We start from the raw sequence: 19,098 nt of genomic DNA, 5'->3' as shown, positions 1-19,098 counted from the left end.
CCCAATAGTGCAATTCATCCACGACTTAAAAGAAGTCGTGGTATTCTTGCATTTTAAAGATAAAAATCATTGCTCAAGAAAATTATTTAGTTTTCAATATTAAATTACATACTGACACCAAAATTTATTCCATTTAAATTGGTTCAATTTTATTAAATCACTACAATTATTCATAAATATTGCAAAATTTACTTTAAAATGTTTCAAATTAAAAATAAAACATTTATATAGTTTAAAATTCAAGATTAAACTAATTAAATTAAAATTAATGAGGTGAAAAAAAATGTCTAAAAAAATTGTTGACAATGCGCTTCCGGATGTTTGGGCAACTGAAGATTCGATTTTCAATATTTGCATGGTTGAAATAGAAGAATTCCCTGAGTATCTGACTAAACTTAGAGATATTGAAGGATATTTTCCTGAAAAATTTTTATCTCCTGCTTACAAGAATCTGAATCTGGATTCCGTTCGCATTAGAAAAAATGGGGACTTAATAGGAATTGAACATCATGTAGTTATTACACCACCTCTGTTAAGCAGAAATTTCGGATATATTACAACAGTGCATGCCGCCACAGGAAGACAAATTCAGCCGTATATTTTCAATACAGGCAACATACCTAAATTTTCGGTGGATTATGTGAATCCGACATTGCCATACAAACCGATATGGATTAACACTAAAGAAATTGAAAAATCAATAAAAATTAATAATATCAAATATAAGATTAATAACCAAGAAGTGGTGAATGTTTTTGATGTCCTGGATTTGATTTGGATGGCAAAATTCCGAAGTGACGAATCGATTGAAGATACTATTTTAGAGGTTATCGACATCTACAATAATTTAATAATTGATGAAAGATTGCTACATATTCTTCGAAGAAGTTTAGCAATGTGGGCTGGAAAATACGTGAAAAATAAAGAAAAAATTAATAAAGTAATTGAGGTATTAAAAATGTCAGCAATGGAAGCAAATGACCTGCGAGAAGCAATCCGATCAGCACGAATTGAAGGAGAACTACTCCGAGCACAACAAAAAGGAGAAAAAGAAGGATTAAAAAAAGGAAAAGAATTAGGATTTGAAAAAGGAGAAAAAGAAGGATTAAAACAGGGTTGTGAAAATACAGAACGAAAATTTGTCCTGAAACTTCTAAAAACACTCACTCCTGAAGAAATATCAAAAGAATACGAAATTACACTTGAAAGAATTCAAGAAATTAAAGATGAGGAATATCTTTTTTAATTCCTCACCTATCCAAACAAAATTCCATTAACTTTTTTTAAAGCCCTATAAATTTCACAAAAGCATGCCTCGTAAGCTTCAATATCTCCTCCGGCAGGATCGTTAATGTCATATGGATACTCACCAATAAACTCCCTGATTGTCCTGATTTCCAAATTCGGATAGTAAATCTCCAATTTTGCCTTGTGAGTCATCTCCAAGGTCAAGACCAAATCCATCTGTGAAATGTTTGAGTCCTTGAAATGGGTTGTCCTGTGGTCAGCCACATCAAGACCATGAGCCCTGCACACGGCAGTTGCCTTATCGGATGGTTTTTTACCGTTTACGACCATTATTCCAGATGAGGAGACCTCAGCATTCTCTCCTGCCATCATCTTAAATATCGCCTGCGCCATTACGCTTCTTGAGCTGTTGGCAGTGCATACAAACATTACCTTCATCATATTATTATTTTTGTCTTCACCAATTAAAAGTCAGTGAAAGTTTTTACTTTATGTGATTTATTAATAAAGTTTCATAAAGCAAATACTATAAGAATGAGTGGAATCTTAATACCTATACTTTCTAACCAACTTGATTTCACTTATTCTTTTTAACTACCAATTTGTGAGGAATTTGAATGCTAGAAGAATATATTGAAAGTAAAATAGACGAAGCGTATTACTATATGCAAAACGACACCGACGTGGCATTGAAAATTTTTGATGACATTCTCGAAATTGAACCCGACAACATCACTGCCCTGAACGGCAAGGGATCAAGTCTGATGAAACTGAACCGACTGAATGAAGCAAAAGACCAATTTAACCAATCACTCGCCATAGAAAAAAATTCCTCAGCATTTTTAAACAAAGGCATTATTTTTAAACAGGAAAAAAACTACACCGAAGCCATCTCCAACTACGACAAGGCATACAACCTCAATCCCAAATTGGAAAACATTATAAATATCCTTAAAGATGAAATTACCTGCAAAAAGGATTTGACTTATTTTAATAACGAAGCAGAAGAACTGATTCAAAAAGGCATTGATTTAAAAGGCGAAAACAAATTATGGGATGCCCGTGACGCATTCACAAAAGCCATTGAAACTGATCCTTCCTGCAGAAGACAGGCCGAAAAATCGATTGAAGAAATAAAAACCATATTTCAAAAAGAATTATTATATAAAAACTGCAAATTGAACCCGGAAAAAAAGATTGACAGAATTAAAATACAGGCAAAAAGGGCAGTAGCTGAGGAAAACGATTTAGAAAAGACCCTGACGTTAATGAATCTTGTTCTTGAGCTTGATGAAAATGACATCAATACCCTAAACAACAAGGGGAGAGTGCTTTTCATGTGCGATGAATATCAAAAGGCACTTGAGTGTTTTGACGGATGCTTAAACATTAATGAAAACTATTATTGTGCCCTTTTCAACAGGGCATTTGTGCTGAGAGCCATGAACAGATTGCCTGAAGCAATGGAATGCTTTGAAAAACTTTTGAAAACACCACAAAACCATGAAAAAATAAAACCATACCAAGAAGAAATTAGAGAAAAGCTCCGCAAGGGAGCGGATAAGTGAACTTTTTTTACAACAGCTTTTGATGAACCTTTAAAAGGGCTTGCCTTATTTCTAAAAAGCATTCCTTATAGGTATCAAGATTTCTGCCAATCGGATCTGCAATATCCAAATCATCATAGCCCCCGGCAAACTCCTTGATTGTATAGACATCTACACCGGAAAACAGGCTTTTGATTTTGTCCCTGTGGTCATGTGTTGCGGTTAAAATCAAATCCATTTCACCAACGTTAATGTCACTGATGGCAGTTGCAACATGGCTTGAGAGATTAATGCCATTGTCTGCACATACTATTATCGCATTGTTGGCTGCGCTTTCACCTGAAAATGCAAAAAGACCTGCAGATGATACCTGAAAGTCCCTCAAATCAACCATTGACCTGAATATTGCTTCAGCCATTGCGCTTCTGCAGGTGTTTCCTGTACAGACAAAGAGAATTTTCACACTATCACACCCCTATGATTTCCTGAAATCTCAAATTGTAGTCATCTATGTTTCTTTTGGGATTTTTGAAGGATTTTTTCTTGAAGCTTTTCTGTGATTTGCCTATCCAGTTGTGGATTTCACAAAAAACCTCATCGCCGACGTTTTCAAAATCCAAAGTCGAATATGATTTTCTCAGCGTCAGTATTGCCTCTTTCAGCTCCTCGGAAATTTCGCTTTTTTCTATCAGTTCACTGAAATTCGCAGGAGGAAAGATTCCCCTGTCAAGAAGCTGCCAGGAAAGGACACATCTGGTTACATACAATGTCTTTTTAACCACCTTCAAATCCCTTACATCCTTTGATCTGATGTATTTTTTGTATGTTTTGTGGGCAAGTCCGAAGTAGTGATGTTTTAATATCTCGGGATTGAAATTTGGAAAACCTTCAAATATTCCAATTTCATCTGAAATGTAGACAACCGGAGATATCATCCATTCCCTTAAGTTGGGATTGCTTTTGAAGTGCAGGTAAAGGGCCTTTTTAATGTCCCAGCCTACAAAATCGAAAACGCCTTCCTCATACTGGATTACATCCCTGAACTTGTCCAAAACCAGATATTCAGCCACGTCATTGCATCTGTAGATGAATCTTATATCGTAATCTGAATTCTCATTTGCGTGACCCCATGCTCTTGAACCGGTTTCAACTGCATAGAGAACTGTTATGTTTTCCCTCTGTTCAATTTTTGCAAGTTTTTCTAAAATCTGTTCTTTCATAGCAATCACTTACATTAGAATTATCTGTCCCTACATATTTAAATAGTGTAAATGTTTTGCTTTATGTCATTTATTATATCATAAGTCCAATATCATCAACAATATTAAAATTTTGAGGTGATAAAATGTGTGGAATTGTTGGATGCGTTCTTAAAGAAAACAGGGATGCAGCACCGATACTTTTCAGATGCATTTCCAATCTGGAATACAGAGGATATGATTCCGTGGGTCTGGCAACATTTGACAATAAAATAAATGTCAAAAAGGCCAAAGGCAAAATCAGGGATGTCAATGCTTCCCTAAACCTTGAGAACATGGCCGGAAAATACGGAATTGCCCATACAAGATGGGCTTCAGCAGGCAGGCCTACCGATGAAAATGCACATCCCCATCTTGATGAAAAAGGAAGGGTGGCTGTCGTTCACAACGGCACACTTGAAAACTACAGCAAACTGAAAGAAAAGCTTATTGGCGAAGGACACACCTTCAAATCAACAACAGACACAGAAGTGATTCCCCATCTAATCGAAAAACATATGGATGAGGGTCTTGATTTGGAGCATGCATTAAGAAAAACCGTTGAAATGCTTAAGGGATCATATGCAATCGTTGCAATGTGTGAAGATGAAGCTGGAAAAATCGTTGCAACACGAAAGGATTCCCCATTGAGTTTGGGATTTGGCAAAGAGGGTTATTTTGTAGCTTCAGACACCCCGGCCATCCTGGAATATGCACGTGACGTGATAAGGCCAAGGGAAGGTGAAATTGCAGTTTTAAGTAAAAACGGAATTGAAATCCATGATGAAAACGACAAAACCATTGAAAGAAAACCTTCAAAAATCACATGGACAGCGGACATGGCAAAAAAGGAAGGCTATGATTATTTCATGCTTAAGGAAATTAACGACCAGCCACTGGCGGTTAAAAACACACTCGGCCAGAAAAACAACATGAAAAGAATCATTAATGAAATCGGAGATGTAAAAAGGGTCTGTTTTGTTGCATGCGGAACATCATATCATGCTTCAATAACCGGAAAATACCTTATCGAATCACTTGCAGGGATATCCTGTGATGTTATAATAGCATCCGAGTTCAAATACAGTGCAAAAACATGGGATGAGGACACACTGGTTGTTTTCATTTCACAGTCAGGTGAAACCGCAGACAGCATGACCGCCCTTAGACAGGCAAAGCAGACTTCACACACACTTGCCATCGTCAATGTTGCTGGTTCTGCAATGTGGGAGGAAGCAGACCATGTCATCCAAACCCAGGCCGGCCCGGAAATAGGTGTTGCTGCAACAAAAACATATCTCGGACAGCTTACTGCCATATATCTTTTAGCGGCGGCAATATCCGGAAACGACAAGATCACAGAGGAGCTGGAGAATGTTCCTTCATACATTGAAGAGGTAATTTCCAAAGCAGATGAAATAAAAGAGCTTTCAAAAAGATACAACTTTGTCCATAACGCCTTTTATCTTGGAAGAGGATTTTCATATCCTATTGCCCTTGAAGGGGCACTGAAGCTAAAGGAAATCAGCTATGTTCATGGCGAAGGTTATGCTGCAGGAGAGCTGAAACACGGCCCGTTGGCTTTGGTTGATGAGGACATGCCCGTTATTGTCATCATCCCGCCGGGAGCGGACTATGACAAGACACTGACAAATCTTGAAGAGGTCAGGGCACGTGGAGCAAGCATTCTGGCAGTTGGAAGCGAAGGCAATGACGATTTGAAATCAAAATCAAAGGAGATGATTTCAATAAATCCGAAAGTAACCGATATCATTGCACCGCTGGTCTATACCGTACCTCTGCAGTTGCTTGCATATTACGTGACTGTGGAAAAAGGCTACAATCCCGACCAGCCAAGAAACCTTGCAAAGGTAATTACCGTATAGTCATGAGGCATGATCTGCTTCATGATTCCTTTTATTTTTTTAACACATCATATGAAAAACTAATTTTTAATCAATGCCCCAACACATTAACGACAAGGGTTTGAAAAACAGATTGAAAAATAAAACATGGATATATATCCCCGGCTAATTTTAGATTAAAAAAAGAAAAGTGCGAGCGTTAATGTCGCACTATTTTGAATTTCTGATGTCTTTTAAGACTGTTTTGTTTTTGATTTTTGAAGTGGCATATTGTCTTATCTCATCATTTGACGTGTTGTAGACAACATGAATCAGAGTCTCCTCATCCCTGATTTTACTCATGGCCGCAAAAACCATATCCTCATACTTTGAATTGCAGCATATGTCTGCAAGAATAGATTCGTTTGTGATTTTTTTAATGGCCTGTCTTCTAAGCTGCCAGACATTGCAGTTGCATGCAATGTATGAAAGGTTCAATTCATTTTTGATGTTTTTAAAGGCCCTTTTTGATATCTGAGGGATTTTTGAACTAATGACTATTTTGGTGAGAAGGCTTTCATCAGCTATCTCGTCGATGGCTTCGATTCCGTTAATGTCACCATCGAATGTGATTCTTTTCAATACGGACTTATCGGACAGCTTTCCAATGACATTTATCAGTGCGTCCCTGAAATCAAAAAATCTCAGTGTCTTGACGGCAACATTATCATCATGGAACCTGTACATTACCTCGAGGTTATTGTCCTCCAATTGAATATGTTCCATTACAAAGGCAGACAATGCCTTGGAAATTCCATAGAGATCATCGTAGTCACTTTCATTGCTGATGACAACTTCCAAATCCTTTAGGACAATGTCATAGAGCAGATTCTCATCCCAGACCTTAAGCGTTGCCATTTCACGAACATATCTGTTTTCGTCGTTCATTGCAACGTGGTAGGCGGTTTCCTCATCGTAAATCCTATACATTGCATTATAGCGAACGCATTCATCCTCATCAGACAAAGCAAGTTCATTCAATACGAACGGATTGTAGATGAGCTTGACCATTTCCCTACGGGCAAGATTGTTCTCGCATTCAACTACAATAACGTTGAGCCATGAGGAATCTATTTTGTGAATGGCTGCCTTTACAACTTCCAAATCATCATGGGAAAGAATCACTTCCCTAAGGCATTCGTCATCACTTCGGTTGACTGCTTCGATTTTCAAATCGGTTGGAGCATCCGAAAAGATAAGCGAATCCAAAAGTCCATAGTCATTGTTGATATATCCGCAGGCTGCAATGCGCAAGTCCAAATTGGAATGATGGAAAACAATTTTAATTATTGTTCTGTGACTTAAATCGTCAATGTGTGTCAATACATCATCCAATATTTCATCATCAACATTAACGGATGCATATTCAACCAAAAAGTCCAAATCCTCAATTAAAGGGATTATTCTGGATTTCAGCCGTGACAGCTGGGGTGCGGATATCAGATCCTCAAGAATCTTTTCATCACCTATTGTCTTAAGGGCTGTAAATTTCACTTCATCATTCGGATCGTTTAATGAAATTTCTTTTAAAATCTCCTTGTTTTCAATATTTGAAACTGCACGTTGTCTTATTGACCAGAAATAGTCATTTTTAGCTATGTCAATGACAATATCCTCATCATCAATATTGTCTATTGCAGCAAAGCGTTTCTCCAAATCATTATCGTCATTTTTTGCAATTTCAATTATGTCCTTTTGAAAAAGTGATTTCAAATCCATAATATCACCCGAATAATAATCTGTCCAAAAAAGTATTTAACACGGCCAAATGAAAAGCTTTACCTTAACAGTGAAAAGGCCTTGTTTCGAATGTCTAAGGAAAAACCGTCATCCAATGCGATTTTGGAAAGTCTTTTCTGGTTTTCAGGTCTTTCAAGCTCATCGAGGCGAATGTCAAAAAGAATACTTTCCAGCTTTCCTTCGGCTTCACATCTCACATAATAGTTGTAGTCATTGGCTGCAATGTCCTTTAATCTGTCAACGTCATCAGTAGCTGAAACTTCCCGGATTCGTTGTCTCCATGTTCTTAAATCATCAATCTGGTTTTGAACGGCATTTCGAATATCCTCATCGCCGTTTGAATATATTTCCTTCAATATGTTTTCATCGCTTACAAGCTTAATGTCTGACCATAGAGACTCCAGTCTTTGCAATGCTGCTTTGCTTACTGACCGGTCAGCGTCACCATAGGCAATCTGGTCGAGAACCTCTTTATCTGAAAGTTTGGATGTTGCCATCCTTCTTATATCCGCATCACTGTCTGCCAATGCAATTCTTCCTAGGACTCTTCTGGATGTAACATCTTCAAGAGAACCCCAAACTGTGGACCTGTAGCGTGTAATGTAATTTCTGATTAACTTTTCTTCACTTATTCTTTCAAGTGCCAGCAGCCTCAAATCCCTATCGGACAGCCTGTCTGCAATGTCAACCAGATGACTTGTCTTTGAAATTGCTGCGATAGCTTCAAAACATATGTTTCTGTCAGTTTCTGTTAATGCAAAATCATGCAGCGCTGATGTGAAATTTCCCAACTCAGCCATTCTTCTTACCGCCTGAAGGCGAATTCGAGAATCAAAATTCAGCAAAAGACCTCTTAAAAAGTCGGGGTCAGTGATTTTTGAAACTGCATTCAGGCTTATTTCATTTGCATCAGGATTATCCTTCACATATTCCATCAGTATTTTTTCATCATCTGTCTTTTTAACGGCCTCGAAAAGAATTTCAAAATCTGTGCTCTCGCAAATCAAATCATTTATTATCTTCATGTTTTTGAAATTGGGATTTTTAATGGCTTCAGCCTTCAGTTTGGGATTTGTTTCATTCAAGACAATGCCATTTAAAAAGGATTCGTCGCTTATGAAATTCAAGCCAACAGTCTTTTTGAACTCATCCAAATCATCGAAAATATCCAAAAAGTAATCATTCATTGAAAAATAAGTGTTTTTTGCAATCTCTTCCAGTCGAGGATACATTGATGGGGTGAAAATCAACTGCAAAAGCGAATCCTCATCGGGAATCCTGGCGCAGGCACAGTACCTGTTGAATTCATCCTCATCATCTGCAATTATCCGAGACAATGTGTTCAAATCAGTTAAATTAGGATTTTGAATGGCTTCAAGGCGTATGAATCTGTCTTCATCATTTATGGCAAGTTCTTTAAGGATTTCCTCATCATCAATTTTTGATATTGCCAGACGGCGCAGGGAAGTATCGCACTGGGATTTTGCAATTTGTGTGAAAACTTCCTGAAAAGCCCCATCAAGGTTTTCACATGCCTTCAAACGCACGTTGGAGTCCGGATCGTTTAATGTGAGATGGCACAAAAGAGAGTTTTTCTCATCTTCACCTCCCAGGTTGTCATCCAGAATGTGATTCAGACAGGCAATCCTCAGATGAGCGGAAGGGTTGTTTAAACATTCGCCATATATGAAATCAGTATCTTTAATCAGTTCCTGAGCCTTGATTTTGACAGTAATGTTAGAGTCATTTAAGAAGATATCCTTCAGTATGCATTCATCGGTAACTTTTTCAAGATTATTCCTGTATTCATCACCCAAAGAATGCATTTGACTCCCCTATTCAAGATATAGCTCTTCGAGTCTTTTAAAGGAGGCCTTTTTGACCTGATTGTCATCATCGTTTTTAATGATGTCAAGCAAAACCTCATCATCAGCTATTTTTTCAATGGCTGCAATTCTTATGTAAGCTTCAGGATGATTTTTAGCCAAATCAACGAATCTGCTCACATCTTTTTTGGATGTGACCTTAATATATTCCTTGGATTTGGTTGATTTAATCCAATCCTTTTCAAAATGCCAGTTGGTATTTCCCATAGTCATTACATCCAAAACGGAATCACCATAACGGTACTCATAATTTTCAGGACGGTCAAGGTTTACATTGTCATCCAGGTATTTCGCTTCAACTTCCTGATGGGATTCAATATTTTTAATTAAAAGCTTTACTGAATCGACACGCCTTATATCAAAATCCATTATTTCACCTGAATTAATATTTGTAGTTTGAAATTAAAAGACTTTTGCAATATTAATTATATTTCAAAAAAAGGTGTAGATAAATTATCAAAAGATAATCTATCTAACTAGCCAAGACTGTCATAGATTTTTTTAAGTTCCTCAATGGATTTTTCAGACAGCTCCTGGTCTTGTTTGTTTTCGATGATAGCTAAAATCTTTGCCTTTTGAACCTTGTTTTCAAAAGCCCTTTTGGCGTTTTCCATTTCGGTTTGTTTCATGTCAAATACTGATTTGACAATTTCAATTTTAGCTTCAACTTCTCTTTTTTTAGGATTGTCAGCGGTTTCAATCAAAGAATCGCCGAGAAGATCGTTTTCGGCTCTCTTAAGACCCCTGTAAATCAAATCCAAATCTTCAAGATTCAAGTCAAAAAGGTCTTCGACACTGATTAAACCCCTGTATTCAAATCTGTACTTATTTTTTAAGCATTCAATCCAAATGTCTGTCATTTTCTACCTCCTACATTACAACATTGATTAGTCTTTCGATATTCTCTGTCTTGACCTTAAGGGTTACTCTGTTTCTTTGAGTTAGAGAAAATCCGATTCCACTTAACTGATTGTCGGATTCTTCTACCCTTGCAACATACCCCAGAGCTTCCATTACACGTTTATGTTCGCCTGCAAGTTCCTCCACCAGATATTCATTGAACCATGGTCTTGGTCTTTCATCGCTAACACATTCATTTAGCATGAAGAAGATATGTTTGTTTCCGACCTTATTGTCAGACCAATGGTTTGGACTCCAGCAGATCAGGGATACGGGAACAAATGTGTTGTAGTTCAATCCCCACTCCTCAATGTTTGAAGCGTGAGCGTCAAGGAAGCTTTTGATTGTGAACGTATAGTCATCATGCAGAGTTACCTTTGCAACGTCAATGTATTCTTTCTGATTTACCTTGAACGGATAGTTGAACCTGTAGATTTTTCCGTCAAACTCGATTTCGGCTTCAAAACCGCTGTCTCCACCACGGTATGTGTATTGGTGGACCCTGAACAGGTAATCGCCGGGAATCATTTTGTACCTGTCCTTGAACTGGATGTTTTCAACTGCAGGTTCGCCCTTTTCTGGATTGATGATGTCCACGTCCAGCCATCCGCCAGTTTTTGTACTTTTCATGTGTCTGAAGTAGATTTCCTCTCCGTCAGGTTCGCTGCAGTGTGCGTCCAGGTCGTTTTTGTCCCATTCACCTTCGTTCCATTGGATGGTAAACCTCAAGTCAACGTCAACGTCTCCACCCATTGCCTTTACCCTTTGCTTCATGATACTGTCGGCAAGGTTGTTCTTATAGGTCCAGCTGAAGAGGTTGTTCCATTTAAACATTGTCGGAGCGTCTGCGTTTTTAGGACCGATCAGAGATACGAAGTTGTTTGTCAAATCATATTTCAGGTACAGTTCCACATCACGTGCGAAAGGCAGCACGTTTTCAACAAATTCGCCAACAGGAATCTCTTCGACCTTATCAAAACTGCGGGGCCTTTTAAGTGCCATGCCCTTTAGCCTGTCGAAAACAGTCACATCACTTTTAAGTCTTGGGGTGACGTTTCTGTTTGCAAACAGAACGTCATTGACACTCAAGTCTTCAAGAACTGCAAATCTGCGCTGGATTGACTCTTCAAATCCAAGCTCTGCAATCTTTTCATGAGCCCTGTCAACCATCTTTTGTGTGAAGACAGGTTTTGGCCTTTTGTAGTTGGTTGGAGCAACAATCTGTTCGTATCTCTCCACAGCTTCATCCAAAGGCATTTCCTGAGTGATGTCCATTAGAAGCGTACCGATACTTTTGTTTTTGATTCTTACAACGACCGGACCCAGCTCCATACTTTTCTTCCAGAAGTACATGTCACGGTTTTTCTCGCCAACACCTTCGAATTCGACAAGATAAGCCCTGAATTTTTTTAGAGCTTTTTCCCATTCGCTTCCCCTGTACAGGCTGTTGGTAGCGATAAGTTCCAAAACGGTATCAACAGCTTCAATAGAGATTTTGTTGGTTGAAGACTCCAAAACTGCACGATTTGTTTTAGCTTCTGAAATGTCATCGCAATAACCTATATGATTTTGAGGAATGTCGATGTAGAAATGCTCAAACCTTACGACAGATCCGTCTTCTAACATTCTATTATCGTACTCCTGTCCGGCTCTTCTGTGGCCGTATTTAAAGACATTTACAATTCTGCTTGCTTTAAGCTCTTCGTCCAATTTTTTAAATACTCCTGAGTATTCATCAGGAACATCACATCCGAAAAGTGTAATCAGTTCGTAATTTTCTTCATCAAGTGCAACGACATTACCTACCTGTCTGAAAAAAGTATGGCATGCACTGCACTTATGAACCGGATTTACGAGATATAACGGGTTGATTTCCTCCGGAAGATCACTTAGGTAGATATCCCACAAATCTTCTCTGCTATAGTCCACTCTGAATAGCTTTCTTGATGCCATGTTTTTTTCAAAGTGCTCATATAAACTATTTCTTGCTATTTCAAAATTCATATTATCACCACCTTTATGTTTTAGTAAATAGTTTACACTAATAATTCTAAAAATGACGATATATAAGTAAAATAAAGCAAACGCTTTCACTTGCTTATTAATTTAAAAAAAATAGTGAATCATTGCCTTTTAAGGCTTTCTGCCAGAAGGTCATTTGCAACATCTGCGAGATATTCCTCATCACTGATTTGTGAAAGCGCATTGATGCGGCATGCATAGGAATCTGAGTTTTCAAAAATGTGCTTCAGCAGGCCGTTGTCTGTGATTTTTGAAATTGCATATATCCTTGTATTTTCAAAACAGGCGTTCATGGCAACATCGGCCAGGATTTCATCACTTTCAATATTGTTTATTGCAAGACATGCGGGAAATATATAGTTGGCACATGCAAGCTCCTTTAAGATATTCTCATCGCCAATCCTCTCACATGCAATCTGCTTGACTATTGCAAATCGGTGTTTGTTGAACATGTCACGCAAAAGCAAATCATCATCAACTGTCTTTAGAACTTCACCAATGACATATTCATTATCGCTTTCAAGGGTGAAATCCCCTTCTTTCAAATTCAGGTTTTTCAATGCTTCACTTTTAACCCTGTCGCCCGGTTCGGCTTCGATTATCTTAACCAGCATGTCCTTTTTAAAAATTCTTGAGGCAGCATATGCTCTTGTATTTTCAATAGGATGGTTGAGTGCGATTTCAAATAACCTGTCCTCATCTGTTATCTGAAGGAAATCCCTCAAAGACATATTGATGGGATAGTTTAAGGCAATGTCTGTTAAAACTGACGGATTTAAAATCTGTTCGCTGACATATTGGGACAAATCAAGCCCGTCATGGTCAAATGCAAGTCTAGAGAGAAGCTCATCATCAAAAAGCAAACCTATTGCATAGCGGATGAAATCGCTGAGATAGGTATAATCATCCGAATAGGATATGAATTCCTCTTTCGGCTCTTCAAAATCTGGTTTTGCATAATGGTCGATGATTTCGCACAATACCCATTGGGAGTGAATGTTTGAAACAGCATTCGCACACAGGGTCCAGTCAAAGCTGTTTTGATACACCTCTTTAATCAGAAATGCCTGGTTGTGAATGTTGGAAATGATTTTTCGGTTGTGATGAACAGATATATTGGATTTGTAAAGCTCAATCAGCTTCGAATCGCTTTTGATTTTTGAGGATGCAAATTCTATGACGTTGCCGTTTCTGTTTTTTCGAATTATTTCACACAGCATGTCTTCATCATCAATTTGCGAAATCGCTGCTATCCTTACATGGCTGTTTTCATCATTTAGAGCAATTTCATTTAAAATTTTAGAATCGCTAATCAGCAAAGCCGCAACAAGCCGGCTTTTGTAGTCCTCATCCTTCAAAGCTATTTCTTCTAGATTCGGCCTGGAAACAAATTCCTCGTATTCCTTTGAACTTAAAATCCGCTCGCAATCCCTTTCAAAATTATAATCATGGAAAACATAGCTTATAGCCATCAGCCGGATTTGCCAGTCAGGATGGTTTTTTGAAAAATCAACAAAGAATTCCTTTTCATTGGCAAGATATTCGAAAATTGTTTTCAAGACAGTGCGGTTTGAAGATTCCTCGGCCAGACTCTTAAGCATGTCAGGGCATCGGATATATGAAACGGCGCTGCATCTCTGCCCAATAGAATAGTTATAGTCGGATACTATTTCCGCCAATTCCTGGTTTGATAACCTGTAAAAATCAATATTGCCTAATGACATGACCTATAACCTGTTTAAGATTTTTAAAATGTATTTGTAAAGCGGAAAACCGATATATCTGATGAATGATACGAAATATTTGAATCCTGGAAACTCGAATTCCTTCCTGACGGTCTTGAGCTCTTCGATAATGTCGAGCTTTTGCGGGCATTTCCTAAGACACTTTCCGCAGCCATTGCACTGGCCGGCATTTCCGGGCTTGCCCATTACGCCACCTACATACTGGAAATAATCTATTAATGATTCATTGATTAATCCCTTATGCTCAAAAAGATACTTTTCATTGTAGATTTTAAGACATTCCGGAATATTGACTCCCCGAGGGCACGGCATGCAGTATCCGCAGGTTGAGCAGTTGATTTTAAGGGAATTTCTCAAAACCCTTTTTACAAGCTCGACCGTTTCAAGCTCTTCAAAGCTCATTGACATTGGAGCGGTTTTACGGGCAATAGCTATATTTTCATCAATCTGTTCGATGGAATTCATTCCCGAAAAGACACATGTGACATTTCTATTGTTTAAAACCCATCTCAATGCCCATTCAGCATTTGATCTGTTTGAATCGGCATCCCTGAAAATCTTTTCGGCTTCAGAAGGCATCTTGCCTGCAAGAATACCCCCTTTTAGAGGTTCCATTACAAAAACGCCCATTCCCTTTGATGCCGCATATTCAATGCCTTCCATGCTGGCCTGAACGTTCTCGTCAAAGTAGTTGTACTGAACCATCACGACATCCCAGTCATAGCCGTCAAGAACAATTTCAAACTCTTCACGTGGACCGTGATATGAAAAACCTATATGTTTTATCTTGCCTTCGCTTCTGGCCTTGTTTAGAAATTCAATCAAACCCCTTTTCAAAAGCCTGTTCATCGCCTTGAGGTCAACCGAATGGATGAGATAATAATCTATATAATCCCTTTTGAGCCTGTCCAACTGCTCATTGAGGGCATTTTCCATATCTTCATATTTTTTGATGTGAATTGAGGGCATTTTGGTTGAAATCATTACCCGGTCACGGTATTCGCCCTGAAGGATTTCACCTAAAAACTTCTCGCTGTCACCGTAGAGATATGCAGTGTCTATAAAATTGATTCCGTTGTCTATTGCATGATAAATCTGCTTACGTGCAAGCTCCCGATTAATCTTTCCGTTTTTTAAGGGAAGGCGCATTGCCCCAAAACCCAAAGGCGAGATTTCATCACCTGTCTTTTTAATCAATCGGTTCTGCATAAAAATCAAATAAAAAAAAAGAGTATAGTTATTTTGAAAATAACTATTCGTATTCCTTAATAATGAATTTCATGTACTCAATCAAATCGTCCTTGGATTCATCATCATCCATTGCAAATTCGATTGAAGTTTTAAGCCATTCGAAACGGTTTCCGATATCGTAGGTTTTTCCTTCGAATGTTACTCCGTAAATTGAATCCAGCTTCTGAAGTGCGTCTGTCAGCTGAATTTCACCGCCTACACCAGGTTCTGTTTCGTCAATCTTGTCGAATATTTCAGGAGCCAAAACGTAACGACCCATGATTGCCAGATTGGACGGTGCCTGATGAGCCAGTGGCTTTTCAACAAGCTTTTCGATATTGTAAACGTTATTTTCCACTTCAGTTCCCTTGATGATACCGTATCTTTCCACTTTTTCCTTTGGAACCTCTTCAAGTGAAATTGCTGAAGCGTTGTATTTTTCATAAACGTCAATAAGCTGTTTGGTACATGGAGTGGGGCCTTTTGTAATTGAATCTCCAAGAAGCACTGCAAAAGGTTCTCCGCCGATATGCTTTTTGGCGCAGTAGATTGCATCTCCAAGACCTTTCTGTTCCTTTTGTCTTACATAACAGATGTCTGCCAAATCGGTAATGGCTCTAACCTGTCTTAAACGGTCATCCTTTCCTGCGCTTTGCAGGGTCTGTTCAAGTTCAAATGACTTGTCAAAGTGGTCTTCAATGGATCTTTTGTTTCTACCGGTTACAATCAAAATATCGTCAATACCGGAAGCAACAGCCTCTTCAATAACATATTGAATAGTAGGTTTATCATAAACAGGCAACATCTCTTTTGCCTGTGCTTTAGTGGCAGGTAAAAATCTAGTACCGAAACCTGCTGCCGGAATTACAGCCTTCATAATTTATCACCATAAGTTTTATTTAAATTATATTTTAATTTTAATCTTTAAATAGATTATGAAAAAATAACATTGAACTTCAAGACTTTTTGGAAAACAAGCTATTTTCTAACAACTATTTTATTGGAATTTGTCAAACCGCCATAACTGGTTTTTACGGTGTATTTTCCAACCTTTAAGTATTTAGGTATTTTGAATGTGGCTATTCCATTTTTGTTTGTCTTGATTTTATAGGTTTTGCCTTTGAATTTTACCTTAACTACCTTGTTTTTCAATATCTTGCCTTTGGAATTCAGGACTTTGACATTGAATTTACCGGATTTCTTGACTTTCTTGTTGACATTTTTGGTAATCAGGGTTGTTTTGATGGTTATCTTATTTTTGACCTTAGCGCCTTCAAACTGTGCAGTTACTGTGTACTTGCCCGGTTTTTTGCTGATTTTCAATGTGGCATAACCGTTTTTGTCGGTGTTTCTGTAGTAAACATTCTTACCGACTGTGAATTTTACCCTTTTGTTTGAAGCGATTTTGCCGTCAGCGCCATAAACGCGAACCTTATACTGGCAGGAAGCCTTATAATACTTGGTAATGTCCTTGTTTGATGTGATTTTTGTAAGTGGTTTAATAGTGACATCCAACTTGCCCCTTTTCATGTCAAGAGTCATTTTTCCTGTTTGTGTTGCCTTGAATCTGTACTCTCCGCTTCCGTTATTCAAAGTGATTGCATCACCATTACTTAAATACAGTTTAAAGTTGGTTATGTTTGACTGGGTGAATCTGTTAACGGCACCTGAAGAGTTGGTAACAAATCCCAAATCGAATTTGATTACTACCTCATCGCCCTTATGGACAACATTCCTATTTGCAGTTACATTTAAAACCAGCCAGTTGTTTGCAGCCTTGATTTTATAGCTTGCACTTTTGAGGGTATCTCCCCACCAGTTGTTCTCGACTGTCAGGTTACCTCCATAAACCTGAATGGCACTGTCTCTTACCAAATCAAGCAAAATGGAATTGGTTATTGTTCCGTTGGCTCCAAACCACAATATTCCAGAACCAATACCTGAATTCAAAAAGCTTGATGAGGTTATAAAACCGTCGTCGGCTGTCCAGAATATTGCAGAACCTGCCCATCCGTCATTGTTGTAAAATTCAGATTCGATTACACGACCTGAAGCGCCTCTCCAGCAGATTGCACCGCCGGAATTCGGATATCCCACACCATTGTTTTCAAACAGACATCCTTTGACTGTTCCGTTTGTTCCGTTCCATACAATGGCTCCCCCTTCATTGATTTTGGCACCCATCGGTCTGAAGCGGTAAGTATGGATGACTGTTCCATCATCGAGAACTATGGTTTCTTCCTTATCGTAAGGGTCGTCCTCGATTCCCCATCCGTGATTGTTTGTAAAATTGCAGTTCAATGCCAAACCGTTGGCTCCGTTCCAGTAGATTGCACCGCCACCTGCGATTCCACCGTATCTTCCATATGCATTGCCGTTGATGAAATTGATGTTTTTCAATGTGACATTGTCTGATGTTATGTTAAACATCCTTGAAAGCTGGTTTCCGTCCAATGTGTGGCCTGCACCATCAATGGTAATAGGTTTTGTGATGAGTATTCCCTTGTTTGAACCGCTGACGTAGTGGTAGTCCCTGTCAAGAATCAGAAGACCGTTTTCACCAACCTCGCTGATTTTTTCACACAGCGCATCAAAGCTGTTAATGATTTTATAGTCATAAAACGCTTCAATTGCAGATTCGTTTTCTATCTCGCAGTCGACTATGCGTGTGTCGGGACAGTTGATGAAAAGCTCATTAGGGGAATCTGATTTGAATGATGAATTATAAATAGAAACGTTCTGCCCGTTAATGTCAACTGCTCCTGCACCTCCGTAGGATGCAGAATTGTTTTTGAATCTTGATGATGATATTGAAACGTTGCATCCCCAACTAATGGAAATCGCTCCTCCATTAAGCATTGCCCTGTTGTCCCAGAAATTGCAGCCGTTTATGGAAATGTTGTTGCCGTCAATGTAAAGGGCTCCTCCTTCAGCGTTGACACTTTGTATATGAAGCTGGGAGCGATTGAAACCGTCTCCTTTGGTGAGGCTTACTGCGGCACCTATATTTACTGTGTTGTTAATGAAATTGCAGTCTGTAATAGTGCCGTCATTTCCACTCCAAAGAACTGCACCTCCAGCAGAAACAGCGGAATTGTTGGTGAAGTTGCAGTTTAAAAGAGTTCCGTTGTTTGCCCACCATGAAATGACTCCTCCGGCAAGATCATACCTGCCTGCATTGACGAAATTAATGTTTTTGATTACAACATTGTCAGAGACAACCCAAAAGACCCTTGACACGTCAGGCGCCTCAATGACATGGCCTGCACCGTCAATGGTTATTGATTTGTTGATTACAATGTGCTTTTGGGAACAGTTTGTTAATCTGTAGTCCTTTTGAAGGACAACCGTGTGATTTGAATCAATGTCGCTTGCAAGATCATTGAAATCGCCAGTCAGGTTATCGGCTGCGCTAACAGCAGATGCACATGTGAAAATCAATGACATGCAAATGATAATCAAAAATAATTTCTTAAGCAAAATAAAATCACCTTAAATAAATATTAAGCAAAGTGTATAATAAACCTTTCAAAAAATAGTATCGATAGTGCGGGGGACGGGACTTGAACCCGCGAAGGGACTAACCCACTAGGCCCTCAACCTAGCGCCTTTGACCGCTCGACCACCCCCGCATAAAA

At 38.6% G+C, this 19,098-nt stretch carries 15 protein-coding genes and 1 tRNA gene; 3 read left to right on the top strand and 13 right to left on the bottom strand.

From position 1 onward, the window contains the following. Positions 1-283: 283 nt before the first annotated feature. On the top strand, positions 284-1,246 hold the full coding sequence (locus Q0W04_RS09250) for a hypothetical protein (RefSeq protein ID WP_298502442.1): 963 nt from the start codon (positions 284-286) through the stop codon (positions 1,244-1,246). A gap of 8 nt (positions 1,247-1,254) precedes the next feature. Here the strand turns inward: Q0W04_RS09250 and Q0W04_RS09245 are convergent, their stop codons facing one another. Beyond that, positions 1,255-1,689 (bottom strand): hypothetical protein, encoded by a 435-nt coding sequence (locus Q0W04_RS09245; protein WP_298502439.1) that lies wholly within the window; start codon positions 1,687-1,689, stop codon positions 1,255-1,257. 176 nt (positions 1,690-1,865) lie between these two features. Between Q0W04_RS09245 and Q0W04_RS09240 the strand changes: the two genes are divergently transcribed. Continuing rightward, positions 1,866-2,816 (top strand): tetratricopeptide repeat protein, encoded by a 951-nt coding sequence (locus tag Q0W04_RS09240; RefSeq protein WP_298502437.1) that lies wholly within the window; start codon positions 1,866-1,868, stop codon positions 2,814-2,816. 7 nt (positions 2,817-2,823) lie between these two features. Here Q0W04_RS09240 and Q0W04_RS09235 read toward each other — a convergent pair whose 3' ends face one another. Together Q0W04_RS09235 and Q0W04_RS09230 are read right to left on the bottom strand one after the other, a co-directional pair. After that, positions 2,824-3,258: a low molecular weight protein arginine phosphatase gene (locus Q0W04_RS09235; RefSeq protein WP_298502435.1), complete on the bottom strand. Its 435-nt coding sequence runs from the start codon at positions 3,256-3,258 to the stop codon at positions 2,824-2,826. Positions 3,259-3,262: 4 nt separating this feature from the next. Then, complete coding sequence (locus Q0W04_RS09230) at positions 3,263-4,015, bottom strand: DNA polymerase beta superfamily protein (protein WP_298502432.1); 753 nt, start codon at positions 4,013-4,015, stop codon at positions 3,263-3,265. 125 nt (positions 4,016-4,140) lie between these two features. On the opposite strand from Q0W04_RS09230, the gene glmS reads away from it, so the two are divergent. Continuing rightward, on the top strand, positions 4,141-5,919 hold the full coding sequence (glmS, locus tag Q0W04_RS09225; protein WP_298502429.1) for a glutamine--fructose-6-phosphate transaminase (isomerizing): 1,779 nt from the start codon (positions 4,141-4,143) through the stop codon (positions 5,917-5,919). Positions 5,920-6,108: 189 nt separating this feature from the next. On the opposite strand, the gene Q0W04_RS09220 is transcribed toward glmS, so the two are convergent. From Q0W04_RS09220 to Q0W04_RS09175, 10 genes are all read right to left on the bottom strand, one after another. Next, positions 6,109-7,656, bottom strand: coding sequence for a hypothetical protein (locus Q0W04_RS09220; RefSeq protein ID WP_298502427.1), 1,548 nt, complete (start codon positions 7,654-7,656; stop codon positions 6,109-6,111). Between the two features lie 59 nt (positions 7,657-7,715). Beyond that, complete coding sequence (locus tag Q0W04_RS09215) at positions 7,716-9,503, bottom strand: HEAT repeat domain-containing protein (RefSeq protein WP_298502425.1); 1,788 nt, start codon at positions 9,501-9,503, stop codon at positions 7,716-7,718. Between the two features lie 9 nt (positions 9,504-9,512). After that, the gene (locus tag Q0W04_RS09210; RefSeq protein WP_298502423.1) at positions 9,513-9,932 is read right to left on the bottom strand and encodes a hypothetical protein; all 420 of its coding nucleotides are present in this window, start codon (positions 9,930-9,932) and stop codon (positions 9,513-9,515) included. A 107-nt stretch (positions 9,933-10,039) separates the two neighbouring features. Then, positions 10,040-10,423, bottom strand: coding sequence for a hypothetical protein (locus tag Q0W04_RS09205; RefSeq protein ID WP_298502421.1), 384 nt, complete (start codon positions 10,421-10,423; stop codon positions 10,040-10,042). A gap of 10 nt (positions 10,424-10,433) precedes the next feature. Next, positions 10,434-12,467, bottom strand: a complete 2,034-nt coding sequence (locus Q0W04_RS09200; protein WP_298502418.1) for a hypothetical protein — start codon at positions 12,465-12,467, stop codon at positions 10,434-10,436. Between the two features lie 119 nt (positions 12,468-12,586). Further along, positions 12,587-14,209: a HEAT repeat domain-containing protein gene (locus Q0W04_RS09195; RefSeq protein ID WP_298502416.1), complete on the bottom strand. Its 1,623-nt coding sequence runs from the start codon at positions 14,207-14,209 to the stop codon at positions 12,587-12,589. Positions 14,210-14,212: 3 nt separating this feature from the next. After that, positions 14,213-15,439, bottom strand: coding sequence for an aldo/keto reductase (locus tag Q0W04_RS09190; protein WP_298502412.1), 1,227 nt, complete (start codon positions 15,437-15,439; stop codon positions 14,213-14,215). 43 nt (positions 15,440-15,482) lie between these two features. Further along, a complete protein-coding gene (gene galU / locus Q0W04_RS09185; protein ID WP_298502410.1) occupies positions 15,483-16,337 on the bottom strand; it encodes a UTP--glucose-1-phosphate uridylyltransferase GalU in 855 nt (284 codons plus the stop codon). 101 nt (positions 16,338-16,438) lie between these two features. After that, positions 16,439-18,940: a hypothetical protein gene (locus Q0W04_RS09180; protein WP_298502405.1), complete on the bottom strand. Its 2,502-nt coding sequence runs from the start codon at positions 18,938-18,940 to the stop codon at positions 16,439-16,441. Between the two features lie 68 nt (positions 18,941-19,008). Then, positions 19,009-19,092: transfer RNA gene (locus Q0W04_RS09175), tRNA-Leu, on the bottom strand. Between the last annotated feature and the right edge of the window lie 6 nt (positions 19,093-19,098).

The organism is uncultured Methanobrevibacter sp. (assembly GCF_947170395.1).
Taxonomy (GTDB): Archaea; Methanobacteriota; Methanobacteria; order Methanobacteriales; family Methanobacteriaceae; genus Methanocatella.
The sequence above is the reverse complement of the archived record's forward strand: the minus strand, read 5'-3'. Positions and strand labels throughout refer to the sequence as shown.